This is a genomic window from Paraburkholderia strydomiana, assembly GCF_046030495.1.
Taxonomy (GTDB): Bacteria; Pseudomonadota; Gammaproteobacteria; order Burkholderiales; family Burkholderiaceae; genus Paraburkholderia; species Paraburkholderia strydomiana_A.
Genome location: NZ_JAQQCJ010000035.1, coordinates 24,241 through 43,399, shown reverse-complemented (window position 1 = coordinate 43,399; position 19,159 = coordinate 24,241). Strand labels below are relative to the sequence as shown.

The 19,159-nt window shown below is 64.4% G+C and carries 16 protein-coding genes; 8 read left to right on the top strand and 8 right to left on the bottom strand.

Translation table 11 applies throughout. From position 1 onward, the window contains the following. Window positions 1-305: 305 nt before the first annotated feature. On the top strand, window positions 306-2,195 hold the full coding sequence (locus PQQ53_RS31835; protein WP_408143306.1) for an ABCB family ABC transporter ATP-binding protein/permease: 1,890 nt from the start codon (window positions 306-308) through the stop codon (window positions 2,193-2,195). A 206-nt stretch (window positions 2,196-2,401) separates the two neighbouring features. Here the strand turns inward: PQQ53_RS31835 and murU are convergent, their stop codons facing one another. Together murU and PQQ53_RS31825 are read right to left on the bottom strand one after the other, a co-directional pair. Then, window positions 2,402-3,109, bottom strand: coding sequence for an N-acetylmuramate alpha-1-phosphate uridylyltransferase MurU (murU, locus tag PQQ53_RS31830; RefSeq protein WP_408328552.1), 708 nt, complete (start codon window positions 3,107-3,109; stop codon window positions 2,402-2,404). A 9-nt stretch (window positions 3,110-3,118) separates the two neighbouring features. Next, window positions 3,119-4,210 carry an aminoglycoside phosphotransferase family protein gene (locus PQQ53_RS31825; protein WP_408328549.1) on the bottom strand — a complete coding sequence of 364 codons (1,092 nt, stop codon included), beginning with the start codon at window positions 4,208-4,210 and terminating at the stop codon, window positions 3,119-3,121. A gap of 222 nt (window positions 4,211-4,432) precedes the next feature. Here PQQ53_RS31825 and PQQ53_RS31820 point away from each other — a divergent pair, with 222 nt between their 5' ends. The 4 genes from PQQ53_RS31820 (at window position 4,433) to rsmA (ending at window position 10,155) form a co-directional block, all read left to right on the top strand. Next, on the top strand, window positions 4,433-6,799 hold the full coding sequence (locus tag PQQ53_RS31820) for an LPS-assembly protein LptD (protein WP_408328546.1): 2,367 nt from the start codon (window positions 4,433-4,435) through the stop codon (window positions 6,797-6,799). Window positions 6,800-6,866: 67 nt separating this feature from the next. Then, the gene (locus tag PQQ53_RS31815; protein WP_408328543.1) at window positions 6,867-8,231 is read left to right on the top strand and encodes a peptidylprolyl isomerase; all 1,365 of its coding nucleotides are present in this window, start codon (window positions 6,867-6,869) and stop codon (window positions 8,229-8,231) included. Between the two features lie 5 nt (window positions 8,232-8,236). Next, window positions 8,237-9,247 carry a 4-hydroxythreonine-4-phosphate dehydrogenase PdxA gene (gene pdxA / locus PQQ53_RS31810; RefSeq protein ID WP_408143316.1) on the top strand — a complete coding sequence of 337 codons (1,011 nt, stop codon included), beginning with the start codon at window positions 8,237-8,239 and terminating at the stop codon, window positions 9,245-9,247. 74 nt (window positions 9,248-9,321) lie between these two features. After that, window positions 9,322-10,155: a 16S rRNA (adenine(1518)-N(6)/adenine(1519)-N(6))-dimethyltransferase RsmA gene (gene rsmA / locus PQQ53_RS31805; RefSeq protein ID WP_408143318.1), complete on the top strand. Its 834-nt coding sequence runs from the start codon at window positions 9,322-9,324 to the stop codon at window positions 10,153-10,155. Window positions 10,156-10,221: 66 nt separating this feature from the next. Here the strand turns inward: rsmA and PQQ53_RS31800 are convergent, their stop codons facing one another. After that, entirely contained in the window at window positions 10,222-11,160 is a 939-nt protein-coding gene (locus PQQ53_RS31800; protein ID WP_408154686.1) for a DMT family transporter, read from the bottom strand. Window positions 11,161-11,599: 439 nt separating this feature from the next. Here PQQ53_RS31800 and PQQ53_RS31795 point away from each other — a divergent pair, with 439 nt between their 5' ends. The 3 genes from PQQ53_RS31795 to PQQ53_RS31785 all read left to right on the top strand — a co-directional run bounded on the left by PQQ53_RS31795 (window position 11,600) and on the right by PQQ53_RS31785 (window position 13,607). Continuing rightward, window positions 11,600-12,706 (top strand): porin, encoded by a 1,107-nt coding sequence (locus tag PQQ53_RS31795; RefSeq protein ID WP_408154688.1) that lies wholly within the window; start codon window positions 11,600-11,602, stop codon window positions 12,704-12,706. 89 nt (window positions 12,707-12,795) lie between these two features. Continuing rightward, window positions 12,796-13,182 carry a lactoylglutathione lyase gene (gene gloA / locus PQQ53_RS31790; protein WP_408143323.1) on the top strand — a complete coding sequence of 129 codons (387 nt, stop codon included), beginning with the start codon at window positions 12,796-12,798 and terminating at the stop codon, window positions 13,180-13,182. Window positions 13,183-13,208: 26 nt separating this feature from the next. Next, window positions 13,209-13,607 (top strand): hypothetical protein, encoded by a 399-nt coding sequence (locus tag PQQ53_RS31785; RefSeq protein ID WP_408328540.1) that lies wholly within the window; start codon window positions 13,209-13,211, stop codon window positions 13,605-13,607. Window positions 13,608-13,712: 105 nt separating this feature from the next. Here PQQ53_RS31785 and PQQ53_RS31780 read toward each other — a convergent pair whose 3' ends face one another. The 5 genes from PQQ53_RS31780 to glyQ are packed head-to-tail and all read right to left on the bottom strand — an operon-like array spanning window position 13,713 to window position 19,132. After that, on the bottom strand, window positions 13,713-14,603 hold the full coding sequence (locus PQQ53_RS31780) for a M48 family metallopeptidase (RefSeq protein ID WP_408143327.1): 891 nt from the start codon (window positions 14,601-14,603) through the stop codon (window positions 13,713-13,715). A gap of 42 nt (window positions 14,604-14,645) precedes the next feature. Continuing rightward, window positions 14,646-15,404 carry a lysophospholipid acyltransferase family protein gene (locus PQQ53_RS31775; protein ID WP_408143329.1) on the bottom strand — a complete coding sequence of 253 codons (759 nt, stop codon included), beginning with the start codon at window positions 15,402-15,404 and terminating at the stop codon, window positions 14,646-14,648. A 40-nt stretch (window positions 15,405-15,444) separates the two neighbouring features. Then, window positions 15,445-15,999, bottom strand: coding sequence for a D-glycero-beta-D-manno-heptose 1,7-bisphosphate 7-phosphatase (gmhB, locus tag PQQ53_RS31770; RefSeq protein ID WP_408143331.1), 555 nt, complete (start codon window positions 15,997-15,999; stop codon window positions 15,445-15,447). A gap of 10 nt (window positions 16,000-16,009) precedes the next feature. Further along, entirely contained in the window at window positions 16,010-18,109 is a 2,100-nt protein-coding gene (gene glyS / locus PQQ53_RS31765) for a glycine--tRNA ligase subunit beta (protein WP_408328538.1), read from the bottom strand. A gap of 15 nt (window positions 18,110-18,124) precedes the next feature. Further along, window positions 18,125-19,132, bottom strand: a complete 1,008-nt coding sequence (glyQ, locus tag PQQ53_RS31760; RefSeq protein ID WP_408143604.1) for a glycine--tRNA ligase subunit alpha — start codon at window positions 19,130-19,132, stop codon at window positions 18,125-18,127. Window positions 19,133-19,159: the final 27 nt, after the last annotated feature.

Sequence of the window (19,159 nt, the reverse complement as noted above, 5' to 3'; positions counted from 1 at the left end):
GAGAAACGTATTGGCTCGGTCGGCTCGACCGGCAGGCGGGGATTTCACGACGACTGCACCATCGGCGGGGCAACCCAGCCAGATGGGACGGCCGCGCGGCCAGCATGCAACCGGTGGCCGGACAGCCCATGAAAAGCGGCGCCAGCCGGCTTCTGCGACAATAGAAAGATCAGGAATTGTACGGGAAAGCGTTCAGCGAGGTCGTGCGTCAATAAGCGGTGTGCCGGCTCGGCAGGCCGCACCCGGCGCGCCGCTATTGTCGCGTGAGCTCCGGCATTTCCACACTCTCCCCCTTGCAGATCCCCATGCGCCGCACGCCCTCGTCCGAACCCTCGCCGATTTCCACCCAGCCTCGCAACGACTGGCAGACGATCCTGTCGCTGCTGCCTTACCTCGCTACTTATAAATGGCGCGTCGGCTTCGCGCTCAGTTGTCTGATCGGCGCGAAGGTCGCCAATCTGGGCGTGCCGATCGTGATGAAGCGCATCGTCGACAGCCTCGCGTCGGTCCAGCATCTCACCGCGCTCGGCCGCGCGCACGACGCACCGGGCATCGTGCTGCTCGGCGGCATCGGCCTGCTGGTGGTTGCATATGCGGTGGTGCGGCTGTCCACGTCGCTCTTCACCGAGTTGCGCGAGATCCTGTTTTCGAAAGTGACCGAGAGCGCGGTGCGGCAACTGGCGCTGAAGGTGTTTCGCCATCTGCATGCGCTGTCGTTGCGGTTTCATCTGGAACGGCAGACGGGCGGCATGTCGCGCGATATCGAACGCGGCACGCGCGGCATCACGCAACTGATCTCGTATTCGCTGTACAGCATCCTGCCGACGCTCGTCGAAGTCGGCCTCGTGCTCGGCTTTTTCGTCGTCAAATACGAGGCGTACTACGCGATCGTCACGTTCATCGCACTCGCGGTGTACATCGTGTTCACGGTGAAGGTCACCGAGTGGCGCACGCATTTTCGCCGCACGATGAACGATCTCGATTCGAAGGCGAATTCGCGCGCCATCGATTCGCTGCTCAACTACGAAACCGTCAAGTACTTCGGCAACGAAGAGTGGGAAGCGAGCCGCTACGATGAAAACCTCAAGCGCTATCGCACGGCGGCGATCAAATCGCAGCGTTCGCTGTCGGCGCTGAACTTCGGGCAGCAGGCGATCATCGGCACGGGGCTCGTGTTCATTCTGTGGCGCGCGACACAAGGCGTGATGGCCGGGCGCCTCACGCTCGGCGACCTCGTGCTGATCAACACCTTCATGTTGCAGCTTTATATTCCACTGAATTTTCTCGGCGTCGTGTATCGCGAACTGAAGCAGAGTCTCACCGACATGGACCGCATGTTCACGCTGCTCGGTGCGGCGCAGGAAGTGCCCGACCAGCCCGATGCGCCGCCATTGCAAGTGCGCGGTGCGCAAGTGCGCTTCGAGCACGTGAACTTCTCGTACGAGCCGGCGCGCCAGATTCTCCACGACGTGAGCTTTACGATTCCCGCCGGGACCACTACGGCGGTGGTCGGCCATAGCGGCTCGGGCAAATCCACGCTCGCGCGGCTGATGTTCCGCTTCTACGATCTGGACCGCGCGACCGGCGGCGCGATCACCATCGACGCTCAGGACATTCGCGACGTCACGCAGGATTCGCTGCGCGCGTCGATCGGCATCGTGCCGCAGGACACGGTGCTGTTCAACGATTCGATCTACTACAACATCGCATACGGCCGGCCGTCGGCGAGCCGCGAAGAAGTGATCGCGGCGGCGCGCGCGGCGCATATTCACGAGTTCATCGAAGGGCTGCCGAACGGCTATGACACGCCGGTCGGCGAGCGCGGCCTGAAACTGTCGGGCGGCGAAAAGCAGCGCGTGGCGATTGCGCGCACCATCCTGAAGAATCCGCCGATCCTGCTGTTCGACGAAGCGACCTCCGCGCTCGATTCCCGCTCCGAGCGCGCGATCCAGCACGAACTCGATCAGATCGCCCGCGAGCGCACGACGCTGATCATCGCGCACCGCCTGTCGACGGTGGTGCACGCGCAGCAGATCATCGTGATGGACAAGGGGCGCATCGTCGAGCGCGGCACGCATGCGGAATTGCTGCGCGCGAACGGCCTGTTTGCGCAGATGTGGGCCTTGCAGCAGCAACGTGCGGCGCAGGCGCCGGAGCCGATGGAGACGATTGGAACGGGAGAGGGCGGGCGGTGAGTGCCGCACCTGGGTGGGCCTGGGTGGCTTGTGCAACGTGCGCGGCGCGGGGAGCGGTTGAATGGTTTGAGCGGTGAACGCACTACGTCCGCTTCACTGTCGAATCGAATCCCGCGCGTGAACTGCGCGGCATTGCACGTCGGCCTTCGCGTGACGCCGCCGCTCCCGTCGACGCTTTATTGCGCTGCGCCCCTGATTCGCCGCCCTCAGCGCATCCTCAGGCGCTGATCCAGATCCTGCAGTTGAGCCGCCGTACCGACGTTCTCCCACAAGCCTTCGTACAACTCGCCGCTCGCGAGTCCGCGCGCAATCGTCTCGCGGTAATACGGCGTGAGCGCGCGCCGCGTGCCGCGCGGCAGATCGTGGAACATGCGCGTGTCGTAAAGCCCGATGCTGCCGAACGTCAGGCGCGGCTGCGCGTCGAGCGACAACACGCCGTCGACCAGAGCAAAGTCGCCGGTCGGATGAAACGGCGGATTCGGCACCATCACCAGATGCATGGCCGGAGCGGGCTGCGCCTTCAATTGCAGGGCGCGAGCATCGAGCGCGGCGTAATCGAAATCGGCGTACACGTCGCCGGCAACCGCGACGAACACGTCGCTCGCGCCGTCATCTTCGAGCAGCGGCAGCGCCTGCGCGATACCGCCTGCCGTCTCCAATGCTTCGTGCTCGGCCGAGTAGCGCAATTCGACCTGCCAGCGCGAACCGTCGCCGAGCGCGGCTTCGAGCTGCGCGCCGAGCCACGCATGATTGATCACGATGGTCTGGAAGCCGGCTTGCGCGAGCCGTTCGATCTGCCAGACGATCAGCGGCTTGCCGGCCACTTCGAGCAAAGGCTTGGGGCACGCGTCGGTCAACGGACGCATACGCTCGCCGCGGCCCGCGGCGAAAATCATCGCTTTCTTCAGGGACATGGTGACCGGTCAGAACGTGTAGCCGACTTCATTCGCGCGGCCTTCGAGCTCGTCGAGCAGCTTCGCGAACGGACGCAGCGGCGCATAGCGTTCGGCCACCTTGCGCGCATAGCCGATGAAACGCGGCAGATCCTTCATGTAGTGCGGCTTGCCGTCCCGGTAGTTGATCCGGCAGAAGAGGCCCAGCACCTTGATGTGCCGTTGCAGCCCCATCCATTCGATCTGCCGGTAGAACTCGCCGAAATCGGCATCGACCGGCAGGCCGGCTTTTTTCGCCCGTTCCCAGTAGTACACGAAGCAGTCCAGCTCGAACTCCTCGTCCCAGCCGATGAACGCGTCGCGCAGCAGCGATGCGACGTCGTACGTGATCGGGCCGAACACCGCGTCCTGGAAGTCCAGCACGCCGGGGTTCACGGGATTCGGTGCGGCGGCGATCATCAGATTGCGCGGCATGAAATCGCGCAGCATGAACACCTGCGGCTGCGCACGCGCGCTCGCGATCAGCAGCGCGAACGTGCGATCGAGCACCCCACGGGTTTTTTCGTCGACTTCGCGCGCAAGGTGCCGGCCGATGAACCACTCCGGCATCAACTCCATTTCGCGGCGCAGGAACGCTTCGTCGAACGGCGGCAGCACGTTTTCGCGCGAACTGAGCTGCCAGCGGATTAGCGCGTCGAGCGCGTCGCGCATCAGCGTGCGAGCGCGGCGCGAATCACCGGACTGCTGCGCGTCGGTCAGCGCAGCGAGGTAGGACGCGGTGCCCAGATCGGTGACGAGCATCAGCCCGGCGTCGAAATTGGCCTCCAGCACACGCGGTACATGGACGCCGGCGTCGCCGAGCAAGCCGGCGATCTGCACGAATTCGCGGCATTTCTCGGGCGGCGGGGCGTCGACGGCGATCAGGGTAGTGGCGCTTTCGCCTTCCGCCGCCTTACCGGCGAGCCGGAAATAGCGGCGAAAACTGGCGTCGGACGAAGCTGGCACCAGCGTGTCGAGCTCGAGCGCATAACGCGCCGCATGGCCTTGCAGCCAGGCTTTGAGCAGTTCGAGACGGCTGTCGGTGGAGTCTTGGGTCGTGTCTTGGGAGGAGGGGGGCGTCATGAAAACCGGCAGCAAATTCAGAGGGGCAACGTCTTGCCATATAATACCCCACGACTTTTTTGACGCGACTCACGCCGGCTTTCGCGTGGTCCGCTTTACCGCCCGCCTCATCGTTCGACAGATTGTAAATATTGATGTACAGCCGACTGTCACGGTCGGGGTGTGCAGGCGGTGGATCGTGACTGCAGGAGCTGACGGACGGGCCGATTCGCCAAACGATACATGCCGCCTAGAAAGCTTTCCCAAACGACTCCCTCTTGTGCCGTAGTGCCGCGCAAAAGGCGGCTCGTCGCGGCGTTGATCGCCGCTCCGGGCCTGATGCCCGCGCTCGCGCACGCCCAGCTGGTGGGGGAAGCCGCGCAGCCGCAATCCATCGACATCCCCTGGGGCATGCGGCTTGCCCCGCAGCTCGAGGATCATCCGCTGCAAGCCGGCCAGAGCCCGGCCACGTTCGTGCTCGGCGACAGCGCCGCCGGCACCATCGACCAGGATCTGGCGGTCAAGGGCTCGGGCGAGCTGCGCCGCAATACGGCCGTGATCAAGGCCGACGCGCTGCATTACGATCAGGACACGGACATGGCCGACGCATACGGCCAGGTTCACGTGATCAACAGCGGCAATACCTTTATCGGTCCGGAAGCGCATCTGCGCGTGGATTCGACCGAAGGCTTCATGACCGCGCCGAAGTATCACTTCAACCTGACGGGCGGCTCGGGCAGCGCGGAACGTGTCGACCTGCTCGACTACGAGCGCTCAGTGTTCACGCGCGGCACCTACACGGCGTGCGCGTGCGAGGACAACCCGGCCTGGTACATCAAGGGCAGCGAGTTCGACTTCGACACCGGCGCGGACGAAGGCGTCGCGTACAACAGCGTGCTGTTCTTCCAGGGCGTGCCGGTGTTCGCCTCGCCCTGGCTGTCGTTCCCGTTGTCGGGCGAGCGGCGCAGCGGGCTGTTGCCGCCCACGTTCTCGTTGAGTTCGTCGAATGGCGTCGAACTCTCGGTACCGTATTACTTCAACATCGCGCCGAATCGCGATCTGACGGTCACGCCGCGTCTGATCTCCAAGCGCGGTGTGCAGTTGCAGAGCACGTTCCGTTATCTGTCGCCCACGTATTCCGGCTCGATCACCGGCGAATTCCTGCCGGACGATCACCTGACCAAGACCAACCGCTACGCGCTGTATATCCAGCACAACCAGAACTTCGGCAACGGGTTCGGCGGCTACATCTACTACAACAGGGTTTCGGACAATACGTATCCGGAAGACCTGTCGTCGTCGGTCAATCAGTTCATGAACGGCACCCAGCTCCTGTATCAGCAGGAAGCCGGGTTGACCTACAACAACGGGCCGTGGTCGGTGCTCGCGCGCGAACAGCACTGGCAGACGCTCGAGCCGTCGGTCGCGCCGTACGGCCGTGAGCCTCAGTTGAACGTGAAGTACGCGAAGTACAACGTCGGCGGCTTCGATTTCGGCGCCGAAGCCGACTACACGAACTTCCGCATCACCACCGCGGACGTGACCGAAGGTCAGCGGGTGCTGTTCAACCCGTACGTGTCGTATTCGGTGATCGGGCCGGGCTACTTCGTCACGCCGAAGGTGCAGTGGCACTTCGCGTCGTACAACCTGAACAACATCGGCACCGATCTGCCGGCCGGCTCGGCGAAGAATTTCACCGAATCGATCCCGACGCTGAGCTTCGACACGGGGCTGACTTTCGAGCGTTCGGTGCGCATATTCGGCACCGACTACATCCAGACGCTGGAGCCGCGCCTGTACTACGTGTACACGCCGTACCGCAATCAGGACAACGCGCCGCTCTTCGACACCGCCGACTCCGACTTCGGTCTCGCGGAAATCTTCACGCCGAACACCTTCGTCGGCAATGACCGGATCGCCGACGCGAACCGCCTGACCGCGGGCATCACCACGCGCTTCATCAACCCGGCCACGGGCGACGAGCGGGCGCGCTTCGTGATCGCGCAGCAGTACTATTTCCAGGACCAGCGCGTCACGCTGCAGCCGAACCAGACCAGCACGCAGGCCACGCATTCGGACCTGATCGCGGGTGCGTCGTTCAAGCTCGGCGCCGGTTTCGCCTCGGAAACGGCGTTCCAATATAATGCCGACAACAATCAGCTGGTGAAGACGAGTGTCGGCTTCGGGTTCAGTCCGGCGAGCGGCAAGGTGATCAACGTCGCGTACCGTTACACGCGCGCGAACACCACGCTGGACAACCAGCCGATCAACCAGATACTGGTGTCGGGGCAGTGGCCGCTCACGCACCGCGTGTACGGCGTCGCGCGCTTCAATTACGACCTGGGCGGCCACCGGATCGTCGACGGCCTGGTCGGCATGCAATACGACGCCGACTGCTGGACGCTCGGCGCCGGCATCCAGCGGTATGCGAACGGCCTGAACACCTCGGGGCAGAATCAGTCGAGCACGCGGTTCCTGGCGCAGTTGACCTTCAAGGGCCTGTCGAGCGTCGACAACGGGCTGATGACCGCGTTCCGCAACAGCGTGGCGGGTTACACGCCGTTGCCGCCGCCACCGCCGCCGGAATCGCGCTTCACCAATTACGAATGACGCGCGCCCAATCATTTATCGAATGCGAAAAGACGGGCCAGGCGTGCCCGACATCATTGGAGTATCTGTGGCAATCATGAAAAAGCATCGCTTGGCAACGCTTGCGGCCGGTCTTGTCGCCGCGGCGTCTTTCCTGTCGGTCGCGCCGGTTCAGGCGCAGGCGCTGGGCGGCAGTAGCGGCCAGACGGTCGATACCATCGCCGCAGTGGTCAACAACGGTGTCATCACGCGGCGCGAGCTCGACGAGCGCATGAGCCTGATCACGCGCCGGCTGAACCAGCAAAACGCGCCGGTCCCGCCGATGGACCAGCTGCGCCAGCAGGTGCTCAACCAGATGGTGCTGGAGCGTATCCAGTTGCAGAAGGCGAAGGAAGACGGCATCAACATCGACGACGCCACCGTGCAAAAAACGCTCGAACGGCTCGCCCAGGCGAACAACATGTCGCTCGAAATGTACCGCGCGCGCATCGAGGCGCAGGGCGTGCCCTGGACCACCTTCACCGGCGACGCGCGCACCGAACTGACGCTGTCGCGTCTGCGCGAGAAGGAAGTGGACAGCAAGGTCACGGTGTCGGACGCCGAAGTGGCGAACTACATCGCCAGTCAGCGTGGCCCGAACGCCGGCCAGACGAGCGACCTGCATCTGCAGCACATTCTGGTGAGGGCGCCGCTGAACGCGCCGGAAACGGACATCGAGGCGGCGCAGCAGAAAGCGCAATCGCTGCTGACCGAAGCCAAGGGCGGCGCCAATTTCGAAAAGCTCGCGAAGTCCAACTCGCAGGCGCCGGACGCGGCAAAGAACGGCGGCGATCTGGGTTTCCTCACGCCGTCCAAGCTGCCGCCTGAATTCGTCAAGGCCGCGTCGACGCTGCGCCCCGGCGAGGTCAACCCGGATCTGATCCGCACCAACGACGGTTTCGAGATCGTGCGTCTGGTCGATCGCCGCGCCGGTCAGGGCACGAGCGCGGATGCGCCGAAACTCGTGCAGACGCACGTGCGCCACATCCTGCTGCGCGTCGGCGACGGCATGTCGGAGCCGCAAGCGCGTCAGAAGCTGCTCGACATCAAGAGTCAGATTGCGGCGGGCGGCGACTTCTCGAAGTTCGCGCACACCTACTCGCAGGACGGTTCGTCGTCGCAAGGCGGCGACCTCGGCTGGATCAGCCCGGGCGAAACGGTGCCGGAATTCGAGCGTGCGATGAACTCGCTGCAGGACGGCCAGATCAGCGACCCGGTGCGCAGCGAGTACGGCTACCACCTGATCCAGGTGCTGGGCCGCCGCGAAGCGGAAGGCTCGGTATCGCAGCAGATGGATCTGGCGCGCCAGGCCATCGGTCAGCGCAAGGCGGAACAGGCTTACGCCGACTGGCTGCGCGAACTGCGCGATACCGCTTACGTGGAAGTGAAACCCACGCTGTCGAGCGTGCAATAACCATCATGACTAGCGCCGCCCAGTCCACCAGCCTGCCGTTGCAGATCGCGATCACGACCGGCGAGCCCGCCGGCGTCGGTCCCGAACTGACGGCGCAGGCGCTGGCCGGCGCGGCGGCGCACTGGCCCAACGCGCAGTTCACCGTGCTCGGCGACGCGGGTCTGCTCGCGGAACGCGCGCGGGCGGTGGGTGTCGATTGGGCCGCGCTGGTGGCGCATGGCCAGCGCGTACGCGTGCAGCACCAGGCGCTCGGCGCGCCGTCGCGCGCGGGCAAGCTGGACGCCGCCAACGGCCGTTACGTGCTCGATCTGCTCGACAGCGCGATCGACGGCGCGGTGGCCGGCACCTTCGACGCGATCGTTACCGCGCCGCTGCAGAAAAGCACGATCAACGACGCCGGTGTGCCGTTCACCGGCCACACCGAATATCTGGCCGAGCGCACTCACACGCCACGCGTGGTGATGATGCTGGCCGGCACCGGCAAGCGTCCGTTGCGCGTCGCGCTCGCGACTACGCATCTGCCGCTCAAGGACGTGTCGGCCGCGCTGTCGGTCGAGAGCATCGTCGAGACGCTGCGCATCATCGATCACGATCTGCGGCATCACTTCGGCTTGCCGGCGCCGCGCATCCTCGTGACGGGCCTGAACCCGCACGCGGGCGAAAACGGCTATCTGGGCCGCGAGGAAATCGAGGTCATCACGCCGGCGCTCAAGCTCGCGAACGACCAGGGCATCGACGCGCGCGGCCCGTATCCGGCCGATACGCTGTTCCAGCCGCGTTATCTGGAAGAGGCCGACTGCGTGCTCGCGATGTTCCACGATCAGGGTCTGCCGGTGTTGAAGTACGCAACGTTCGGCGAAGGCATCAATGTCACGCTCGGCTTGCCGATCATCCGCACCTCGGTCGATCACGGCACCGCGCTCGATCTGGCCGGCACCGGCCGCGCCGACGCGGGCAGCCTGATCGCCGCGATCGACACGGCGGTGTCGATGGCGCAGCATCGCCGCGCGGGCTGATTGCGCGCGCGCCACGGCGCGGTTTGCGGCGTTTTCCTTTTTCTCAAGCAGTTCTTTTTCTTAGCGTTTCTTCGATGTCCACCAGCAGACAGCAACAGGGCCGGCACCAAGGTCATCTCGCGCGCAAGCGTTTCGGTCAGAACTTTCTGGTCGACATGGGCGTGATCGATTCGATCGTCGACGTGATCCGGCCGCAACGCGGCGAGCGCATGGTCGAAATCGGGCCGGGACTCGGCGCGCTCACCGAACCGCTGATCGAGCGGCTCGCGACGCCGGAAACGCCGTTGCACGCGGTCGAACTGGACCGCGATCTGATCGGCCGTCTGAAGACCAGGTTCGGCGACCTGCTCGAACTCCACGCAGGCGACGCGCTCGCGTTCGACTTCGGCTCGCTGGCCGCGCCGGGCGACAAGGCGTCGCTGCGCATCGTCGGCAATCTGCCGTACAACATTTCGAGCCCGCTGCTGTTTCATCTGGCGTCGTTCGCGCATCGCGTGATCGATCAGCACTTCATGCTGCAGAACGAGGTGGTCGAGCGGATGGTGGCGGAGCCCGGCACCAAGGCGTTCAGCCGGCTGTCGGTGATGCTGCAGTACCGCTACGTGATCGACAAGCAGCTGGATGTGCCGCCCGAAGCGTTCCAGCCGCCGCCGAAGGTCGATTCGGCGATCGTGCGGATGATCCCGTACGAACTGCATGAACTGGCGCCTGTCGACGAGCGCGTGCTCGGCGAAGTGGTGACGGCGGCGTTCTCGCAGCGTCGCAAGATGTTGCGCAACACGCTGGCCGCGTTCCGCGATTCGGTGGATTTCGAGGCGCTCGGCTTCGATCTGCAACGCCGCGCCGAAGACGTGCCGGTGGACGAATACGTGCGTGTGGCGCAGATTGTGGCGGGCAAGGCTTCGTGACTCGTGAGGTCTGCGGAGGCCTCTGATGCCTCCGAGGCCCGCGTGCGCCGCTAAATCCTGCCAGGACTAGGACACCACCCGCCGCTTCGCCGGCGCATTGACCAGCGCAATGCCGGTCAGCACCAGCACGGCGGCCATCAGAAAGCGCAGGCTGAACGACTCGCCGAGCAGCAACACGCCGAAGGTCACGCCGAACAGCGGCGTGAGAAACGAGAACACCGACAGGCGCGACGCGACATAACGCGTCAGCAACCAGAACCACACCAGATAGCTGACGAACGCGACGACCACGGCCTGGTACGCGAGGCTCACGAGCGCCAGCGGCGTGACGGTTTCCACGTGAGCCTGGCCGAGCCCGAGTGCGAGCGCGAGCAACACCACCGCCGACACCGTTAGCTGATAAAACAGCGTCTTGCTGGCGCTCGATTGTGCGAGACGTGTCGCGCGCACCACCACGGTCGTCGCGGCCCATGCGATGCCGGCCAGCACGCCGAGCGCGTCGCCGGCCACGCCCGCGAGCGTCGAGCCACGGGCGGCGGGGCCGTGCAGGAAGCCGTCCGCGAAAGCCAGGGTCATCCCCGCGAACGCGACGAAAATGCCGAGCCACTGAATCCGCCGCATCCGCTCGCCGTCGACGAACCAGTGCAGCCCGAGCGCCGTGAAGCACGGCGCCGTGTACAGAAACACCGCCATGCGCGACGCACTGGTCAGCGTCAGGCCGAGAAAGATGCAGACGAACTCCGCCGCGAACAGCACGCCTGCGAGCAGGCCCGCGCCGAGCGTGCCGTCGTCGCGAAAGAGCGGCGTGCCGCGTGCGCGCGCCCAGCCCCATACCAGCACCGCCGCGATCGCCGAACGCAAGCCCGCCTGGAAGAGCGGCGGCAATGCCGAGTTGGTGTTTTTGATCGCGACTTGCTGGAGTCCCCAGATCGCGCACAAGCCGATCATCAGCAGGATCGCGAAGCTATCCGGGGCGCGGCGTGCGGGCAGGGCGGTGGTGCTCATGGGGCGGTGGCGGTGAGGTCGACGAAGCAGTGGAGGGGCGGCGCACAGTATCGGATGCCGGCACGCCGCGGGTAATCGGTAATCGGCCGGATGGACCGGGCTTCGCCGTGCGGCCGTCGCCTCGCTCATCTGCCGGATCGTACGATAGCAAACCCGTCGCGCCTACAAACGAAGCCCCTACCTTCTACGCGTGCTTCTTTACCGCTGCAAGTTTTTTGTGCACTTAACAACACCCTTGTCAGACTATTTTCTTGACGCTGCCGTTTCGCGCTAAGGTTCGAACAGATGGGTTTCGTCAGCCCATTTGCATGGACCGAGACGACAGCAAGTGCAGCGTTCCGCCACGACGAACGCGCTGACAATGCGCCAGATCGAATTGCGCCGCCCCACGCCTACGAACCCCATCCGCGCGATACGGAGCCCGGTACGAGGAGACGGAATGAAGAACGCAACCAGGTGGGTGGCGGCGATGGCAGCGCTCGGATGCCCGATCGCGCACGCGCAATCGAGTGTCACGCTCTACGGCGTGGTGGACGAGAGCGTGCGCTATCTGACCAACGTGAACAAGGCCGGCGACTCGTCGGTCGGGCTCGGTCCGGGCGGCCTCACGCAGAGCCGCTGGGGCGTGAAAGGCGTCGAGGATCTCGGCGGCGGCTGGTCCACTTTCTTCAAGCTCGAAAACCGTTTCAACATCAACAGCGGGCGCAGCGACCCCACCTTGCCGTTCTTCAATGAAGCGCAGGTGGGCGTGCGCTCGAACGCGTTTGGCCAGGTCATTCTGGGGCGCCAGTACAACGTGATGATCGAAGGCATCACAGCGGGCGGCTACGGCAGTAACTGGTGGATTCCGTACGACTTCAGCTTTCAGCCGGAAGTGACGATGACGGGCGGCATCTGGACCAGCAACCAGGTGCAGTATCAGGCGAGATATAACGGTCTCAGCTTCGCGGCCGGCTACGCGTTTGGCGGCAACGCGGGCAATTCGTACGGCAGTCAGATCGGCGCGGCCCTCGCTTATAAACCGGTCGGCGGACCGTTCAGCATTGGCGGCGCGTACGAAGAGTCGAAGGATTCGGTGAACGGCGCGGCGGCTAAAGCGTGGACCTTCGGCGCTTCGTATACATGGAATCTCACACGCTTTTCGGCAGGCTACATCGTCAATCAGAACGACGCCGGCTTTTCGAACTTCGCCAACGGACCGTTCACCGCGCCCGTGCTGGCCGCGCTCAAGTACACGGACTTCGCGCGGCGCCGCATGATCATGGGCGGCATCACGCAGCAGGTCGGCAACGCATGGCACTTCGCCGCGAACATCTGGCGCACGTTGCAGGACGGCAAGAGCGCGAAGCAGGACGGCTCGGCGTGGCAATATCAACTGGTCGCCGACTACAACCTGTCAAAGCGCACCGACGTCTATCTGGAAGGCGATTTCGCGCAGTACCGGGGCGACCTGATCGGCGCGCAGCTGCAAGGCGTCAATGGCGTCGGGCTCGCGCAGAAGGGCACGCAACTCGGCCTGATGGCGGGGCTGCGGCATCAGTTCTGAACGCCGCGTCCCACGCGCCGGTCTCTGCAGCGCCGCGTGATTCGGGGTACATTGACGGTCTCGTTTCACTACGCAACAGGGAGTGCACAATGCGCCTGCTTCACACCATGCTCCGGGTCGGCGACCTGGATCGTTCGATTGCCTTCTATACCGAACTGCTCGGCATGAAACTGCTGCGCCGCGACGACTATCCGGACGGTAAATTCACGCTGGCTTTCGTCGGCTATACGGACGAACGCGACGGCACTGTCATCGAACTGACGCACAACTGGGACACGCCGTCGTACGATCTGGGCGGCGGTTTCGGTCACCTCGCGGTCGAAGTCGAAGACGCGTATGCCGCTTGCGACAAGATCAAGGCTCAAGGCGGCACGGTCGTGCGCGAAGCCGGCCCGATGAAACACGGCACCACCGTGATCGCATTCGTGACGGACCCGGACGGCTACAAGATCGAATTCATCCAGAAGAAAAAGTAACGTAGCCGGCGGGGCAAGTGCGAACGATGAACAACAATAATCCCTACTTCAAAGAACTCGGCGACATCCACGCTGAAATCCAGGCATTGTTCGACGGCTCCGCGGATGACGGTGCGCTGCAACGGATCGTGGCGCGCTTCGCGCCGCAATTCACGATGGTGATGCCGTCCGGCATCGCCGTCGACCACGCCGGCGTGCACGAGCTTTTCGGCAAGCTGCGCGGCGCGCGTCCGGGCTCGCAAATCACGATCCGTGATATGGAAATCGTCGCCGACTACGGGTCGGGCGCGGTGGTGAAGTATCGCGAATATCAGCGTGACGGTGCGGGCAATGCGAACGTGCGGCGCTCGACGGCGGTGCTGGACCTCGACGCGCACGGCAAGGTGACTTGGCGTCATCTGCACGAGACCTACTGCACGGAGTGACGCGCGAATCGGTGCAACTGGCGAGGGTGATTGAGTGTCTGCCGGTTGCGATGCGCCCGGCGCTTCATCACGTGAAGCGCCGGCTTCGAGGCGCAACGCGCTAGCTCAAAGCGTCGGCAGCAATTCCGGCGGATGCGACTTCAGCGTTTGCCGCGCTTCGCGGAACTCCGGAAAAATCGATTCGACCGTTTGCCAGAAGCGCGGGCTGTGATTCATTTCACGCAGATGCGCGAGTTCGTGCGCGACCACGTAATCGATGATGGACAGCGGGAAGTGAATCAGCCGCCAGTTCAAGCGGATCTTGCCGTCGCTCGAACAACTGCCCCAGCGCGTGGCCGCTGACGAGAGCGCATACGCGCGATAGTTGACGCCCAGCTTCTCCGCATAAATGGCGAGGCGCTCGCCGAACAGACGCTTCGCTTCGCCTTGCAGCCAGCCTTGCACGCGGTCCTTGATTTGCTGCGGATCGGCTTGCAACGGCAACGGTACTTGCAGGGCGGCGTCGTCCGCGTTGAACGCGAGCGTGCCTTGCGGCGAGCCGAGCTTCACGCGCACCGGTTGACCGAGGTAGGGCACTTCGGCGCCGTCTTTCCAGTCGACCTTCGGCAGCGCGCGCTGTTCGACACGCGTTTGCCATTCGATCAGCTTCGTGAAAATCCAGCGCTGTTTTTCGGTAATCGCGGTTTCGATATCGGCGAGCGTGACCCAGCGCGGCGCAGTGATCGTGAGGCCCGTGCTGTCGATCGCGAAACCGATCGAACGGCGTGCCGAACGCTTGAGCACGTAATGCAGCGTGCGCGGGCCAATGGACACACTGCGCAGCTTGCTGCCGTCCGGTGCCAGCGGCACGGCCGGCTGTTGCCCGGCGGGCGAGCCCGATGAAGGTGCGGACGGCGAAGGGGACGACGACGTCGACCCCGGCTCGGCGAAGAGCGGGAGATCGAGCTGCCGGTTATCGAGCGCCGCAGCGGGCTGCGACGTAGGAGACTTCTGCATCGGATTCGCTTCGCGCAATACGCCTTCGAGGGCGTGGGCGCGTCAGATTGGTGCGACGGCGGAACTGCTGTCCGCCGCGCGGTACGCGGCAGGATCGATGCGACGCATTTCAGCTTCGATCCATTGTTCGACGCGCGTGTTCACTTCGTCGGGCGTGAGCCCCGTCGTGTCGATTGGCTTGCCGATCGACACTGTGACTATACCCGCATATTTGAGGAACGAGTTGCGCGGCCACACGCGTCCCGCGTTGTGCGCGATCGGCACGACCGGCGCGCCGGTGGCGATCGCGAAGCGCGCGCCGCCGGTCTTGTACTTGCCCTGCTTGCCGGTCGGCGTGCGCGTGCCTTCCGGAAACATGATGACCCAGGCGCCTTCCGCCATCCGCGCCTTGCCTTGTTTGATGACGGATTCGAACGCGTACTTGCCTTCCTTGCGATCGATGTGAACCATCTTCAGCATGCCGAGCGCCCAGCCGAAAAACGGCACGTACAGCAGCTCGCGCTTGAACACGTAGCACAGCGGCCGCGGCATCAGCGCCGGAAACGCCAGCGTTTCCCACGCCGATTGATGCTTGGAGAGCAGCACCGCCGGACCGTCGGGCAGATTCTCGTAGCCTTCGATCCTGTAGCGGATGCCGTTGAGCCAACGCACCGTGTGGAGCGTCGCACGGCACCAGCCTGCCGCCATCCAGTAGCGGTTGTCGGCGCGCATGAACGGGAACGCGATGAAGCACGCGGTCGCGTACGGCACCGTGAACAGAACGAAGTAGATCAGCAGCAGCAGGGAACGGATGAAGCGCATCGGCGTGGTCAGTGAGGGGTGGGGACGCGCATGGCGCGCGTCACTCTTGGGCGTCGGCGAGGAAGTCGAGCGCGAATGCGCGCAGGTCGTCGTGCACGATCGTGCCGTCGGGCAAGCCGCCGGCCGCGAGCGTCTTCTTGCCCTTGCCGGTCAGCACCAGATGCACCGGATGACCGAGCGCCGCGCCCGCTTGCAGATCGCGCATCGCGTCGCCGACGACCGGCGTGTTAGCCGGATCGACTTCGAAACGCTCGGTGATCATCTTCAGCATGCCGGGCTTCGGCTTGCGGCATTCGCAGTGATCTTCCGCCGTATGCGGGCAGAAGAACACCGCTTCGATGCGCCCGCCGACCGCCGCCGCCATCCGATGCATCTTCAGATGCATCGCATTGAGCGCGTTCATGTCGAACAGACCGCGGCCGATGCCCGACTGGTTGGTCGCGATCGCCACGCGATAACCGGCCTGGTTCAGGCGCGCGATCGCTTCGAGCGAACCCGGCAGGGCGACCCATTCGTCCGGCGACTTGATGAACGCGTCGGAGTCGACGTTGATCACGCCGTCGCGGTCGAGGATCACCACTTTCTTGTTCGGCATGGCGCGGGGCTCAGGCGGCGAGTCGGGAAATGTCGGCGACGCAGTTCATCTGCTGATGCAGCGCGCCGAGCAAGGCCAGACGGTTGGCGCGCAGCGCAGGGTCTTCGGCGTTGACCATCACGTCGTTGAAGAACGTGTCGACCGGTTCGCGCAGGGCGGCGAGCGCGGTCAGCGCACCCGTGTAGTCGCGCGCGGCCAGTTGCGTCTGCACGCGCGGCGCGACCTGTTCGAGCTGCGCATGCAAAGCCTTTTCCGCCGCTTCGACGAGCAGCGCGGCTTGCACGCCGCCGGTCGCCGCGCCTTCCGACTTCTTCAGGATGTTCGAGATACGCTTGTTGGCCGCTGCGAGCGACGCCGCTTCGGTCAGCGCCGCGAACTCGCGCACCGCATCGAGACGCGCGACGATGTCGGCGAGACGCGTCGGATTCAGCGCCAGCACCGCGTCGATTTCACCGGCCGCATAGCCACGTTCGCGCAGCAAACCGCGCAGGCGGTCCATGCTGAAGTCGTAGATGGCTTGAGTCGAATCGGCGACGTTCGGCACTGCGGCGAATTGCGCATAAGCGGTGCGCAACAGTTCGACGAAGTCGACCGGCAGTTGCTTCTCGACCAGAATGCGCAGCACGCCGAGCGCATGACGGCGCAGCGCGAACGGATCTTTTTCGCCGGTGGGTTGCAAGCCGATGCCCCAGATGCCGACCAGCGTTTCGAGCTTGTCGGCGAGCGCGACGACGGTGCCGGTCGCGGTAGTGGGCAACGCGTCGCCCGAAAAGCGCGGCTGATAGTGTTCCGAGCAGGCGAGCGCGACTTCTTCCGGCTCGCCGTCGTGGCGCGCGTAGTACGTACCCATCGTGCCTTGCAGCTCGGGGAATTCGCCGACCATGTCGGTGATCAGGTCGGCCTTGGCGAGACGCGCGGCGCGCTTCGCGAGCGTTGCATCGGCGCCGATCATCCCGGCGATCGCACCGGCCAATGCTTCCACACGCTCGACGCGTTGCAGCGCCGAGCCCAGCTTGTTGTGATAGACGACGTTCGCGAGCAGCGGCACGCGCTCGGCGAGCGGCTTCTTCTTGTCCTGCTCGAAGAAGAACTTCGCGTCGGCCAGACGCGGGCGCACCACGCGCTCATTGCCTTCGACGATATCGCCGGGCGTCGACGTCTCGATGTTCGACACGATCAGAAAGCGCGAGCGCAGCTTGCCGTTCGCATCGGTCAATGCGAAGTACTTCTGGTTCGTCTGCATCGTGAGGATCAGGCATTCCTGCGGCACTTGCAGGAACTCGTCCTCGAAACGGCACGAATAGACCACCGGCCATTCGACCAGCGACGTCACTTCGTCGAGCAGCGCTTCGGGCATCACGACCTGGTCGCCGTTGGCATGCGCGAGCAGATGCGTGCGGATGGTTTCCTTGCGGTCAGCGAAATTCGCGATCACGCGGCCCTTGTGCATCAGCGTTTCGGAGTAGGCGTCCGCGTGCTGGATCTGCACAAAACCTTCGGAGAGGAAGCGATGGCCGAGCGTGGTGTCGTCGGCGTCGATGCCGAGCGCGCTGACCGGCACGACCTGGTCGTTATGCAGCGCGGTCAGACGATGCGCCGGACGCACGAACTTCACATTCGTGCCGTCCGGGCGCTGATAGGTCATGAACTTGGGGATCGGCAGCTTGGCCAGCGTTTCGTCGAGCGCGCTTTGCAGGCCGTCGGCGAGCGTCGCGCCGGGCGCCGCATAGCGCAGGAAGAACGCCTCGGCCTTGCCGTCCTGCGCGCGCTCCAGGTCGTTCACCGAAAAATCGGGGAAGCCGAGCGCAGCGAGTTTCTTCGCGAGCGGCGCGGTGGGCTGACCGTCTTTGTCCAGCGCGACGGAAACCGGCAGCACTTTTTCGCGCACGTGTTTTTCCGGCGCAACCGGGCGCACGTTCTTGATCGTGACCGCGAGGCGGCGCGGCGTTGCGTAACGTTCGAACGTCAGTTCGCCTTCGATCAGATCGAGCGCCGCGAGGCGCTGCGCAATGCCTTCGGCGAACGCATCGCCGAGACGGGCGAGTGCTTTCGGCGGCAGTTCTTCAGTCAAGAGCTCGACGAGCAGGGTAGCTTGTTGGGGTTGAGTCATGAGGTGATGTTCTCGTCAGTCCTGGTCGATCTTGCGTTCGACTTTCAGCGGCGGCGCCCACGCGGGCATTGCGGCGTCTTGCGCGTCGGTGGTGAGGCCGGGCACGCCGTGCACCGGATTGCCGAGCATCGGGAAGCCGAGCTTTTCGCGCGAATCGTAGTAAGCCTGCGCGACCAGACGCGACAGCGCGCGAATCCGGCCGATGTACGCCGCGCGTTCGGTGACCGAAATGGCGCCGCGCGCGTCGAGCAGATTGAACGTGTGGCCCGCTTTCAACACGAGTTCGTAAGCGGGCAGCGCGATCTGCGCTTCGATCATGCGCTTCGCTTCCGCTTCGTAGCTGTTGAAGAACGTGAACAGCAGATCGACGTTGGCGTGCTCGAAGTTATACGTGGACTGCTCGACTTCGTTCTGGTGATAGACGTCGCCGTACGTGAGGCGGCGCATTTCCGGGCCGTTCGGGCCTTGCTCTTCCCACTCGGTCCACACGAGGTCGTAAACGTTCTCGACCTTCTGCAAGTACATGGCGAGGCGTTCGAGCCCGTACGTGATTTCGCCGAGCACCGGCTTGCAGACCAGACCGCCCACTTCCTGGAAATAGGTGAACTGGGTCACTTCCATGCCGTTCAGCCACACTTCCCAGCCCAGACCCCAGGCGCCGAGCGTCGGGTTTTCCCAGTCGTCTTCGACGAAGCGCACGTCGTTCTGCTTCAGGTCGAAGCCGAGCGCTTCGAGCGAGCCGAGGTACAGGTCGAGGATGTTTTCCGGCGCGGGCTTCAGCACCACCTGGTACTGGTAATAGTGCTGCAGACGGTTCGGGTTTTCGCCATAGCGGCCGTCTTTCGGGCGGCGCGACGGCTGCACATAAGCGGCGCGCCACGGCTCGGGGCCGATTGCGCGCAGGAACGTATGAACGTGGGACGTGCCCGCGCCGACTTCCATGTCGATCGGCTGGAGCAATGCGCAACCCTGCTTGTCCCAATAGGACTGCAGTGTCAGGATGATTTGCTGAAACGTGAGCATGAAGTGCCTTTCGGGCATGGGGCTCCC

What these genes read in the sequence shown, in the direction of transcription:
- PQQ53_RS31835 (WP_408143306.1), top strand. Translation starts at nt 306, where the DNA reads ATGCGCCGCACGCCCTCGTCCGAACCCTCGCCGATTTCCACCCAGCCT.
- murU (WP_408328552.1), bottom strand. Translation starts at nt 3,109, where the DNA reads ATGTCCCTGAAGAAAGCGATGATTTTCGCCGCGGGCCGCGGCGAGCGT.
- PQQ53_RS31825 (WP_408328549.1), bottom strand. Translation starts at nt 4,210, where the DNA reads ATGACGCCCCCCTCCTCCCAAGACACGACCCAAGACTCCACCGACAGC.
- PQQ53_RS31820 (WP_408328546.1), top strand. Translation starts at nt 4,433, where the DNA reads ATGCCGCCTAGAAAGCTTTCCCAAACGACTCCCTCTTGTGCCGTAGTG.
- pdxA (WP_408143316.1), top strand. Translation starts at nt 8,237, where the DNA reads ATGACTAGCGCCGCCCAGTCCACCAGCCTGCCGTTGCAGATCGCGATC.
- rsmA (WP_408143318.1), top strand. Translation starts at nt 9,322, where the DNA reads ATGTCCACCAGCAGACAGCAACAGGGCCGGCACCAAGGTCATCTCGCG.
- PQQ53_RS31800 (WP_408154686.1), bottom strand. Translation starts at nt 11,160, where the DNA reads ATGAGCACCACCGCCCTGCCCGCACGCCGCGCCCCGGATAGCTTCGCG.
- PQQ53_RS31795 (WP_408154688.1), top strand. Translation starts at nt 11,600, where the DNA reads ATGAAGAACGCAACCAGGTGGGTGGCGGCGATGGCAGCGCTCGGATGC.
- gloA (WP_408143323.1), top strand. Translation starts at nt 12,796, where the DNA reads ATGCGCCTGCTTCACACCATGCTCCGGGTCGGCGACCTGGATCGTTCG.
- PQQ53_RS31785 (WP_408328540.1), top strand. Translation starts at nt 13,209, where the DNA reads ATGAACAACAATAATCCCTACTTCAAAGAACTCGGCGACATCCACGCT.
- PQQ53_RS31780 (WP_408143327.1), bottom strand. Translation starts at nt 14,603, where the DNA reads ATGCAGAAGTCTCCTACGTCGCAGCCCGCTGCGGCGCTCGATAACCGG.
- PQQ53_RS31775 (WP_408143329.1), bottom strand. Translation starts at nt 15,404, where the DNA reads ATGCGCTTCATCCGTTCCCTGCTGCTGCTGATCTACTTCGTTCTGTTC.
- gmhB (WP_408143331.1), bottom strand. Translation starts at nt 15,999, where the DNA reads ATGCCGAACAAGAAAGTGGTGATCCTCGACCGCGACGGCGTGATCAAC.
- glyS (WP_408328538.1), bottom strand. Translation starts at nt 18,109, where the DNA reads ATGACTCAACCCCAACAAGCTACCCTGCTCGTCGAGCTCTTGACTGAA.
- glyQ (WP_408143604.1), bottom strand. Translation starts at nt 19,132, where the DNA reads ATGCTCACGTTTCAGCAAATCATCCTGACACTGCAGTCCTATTGGGAC.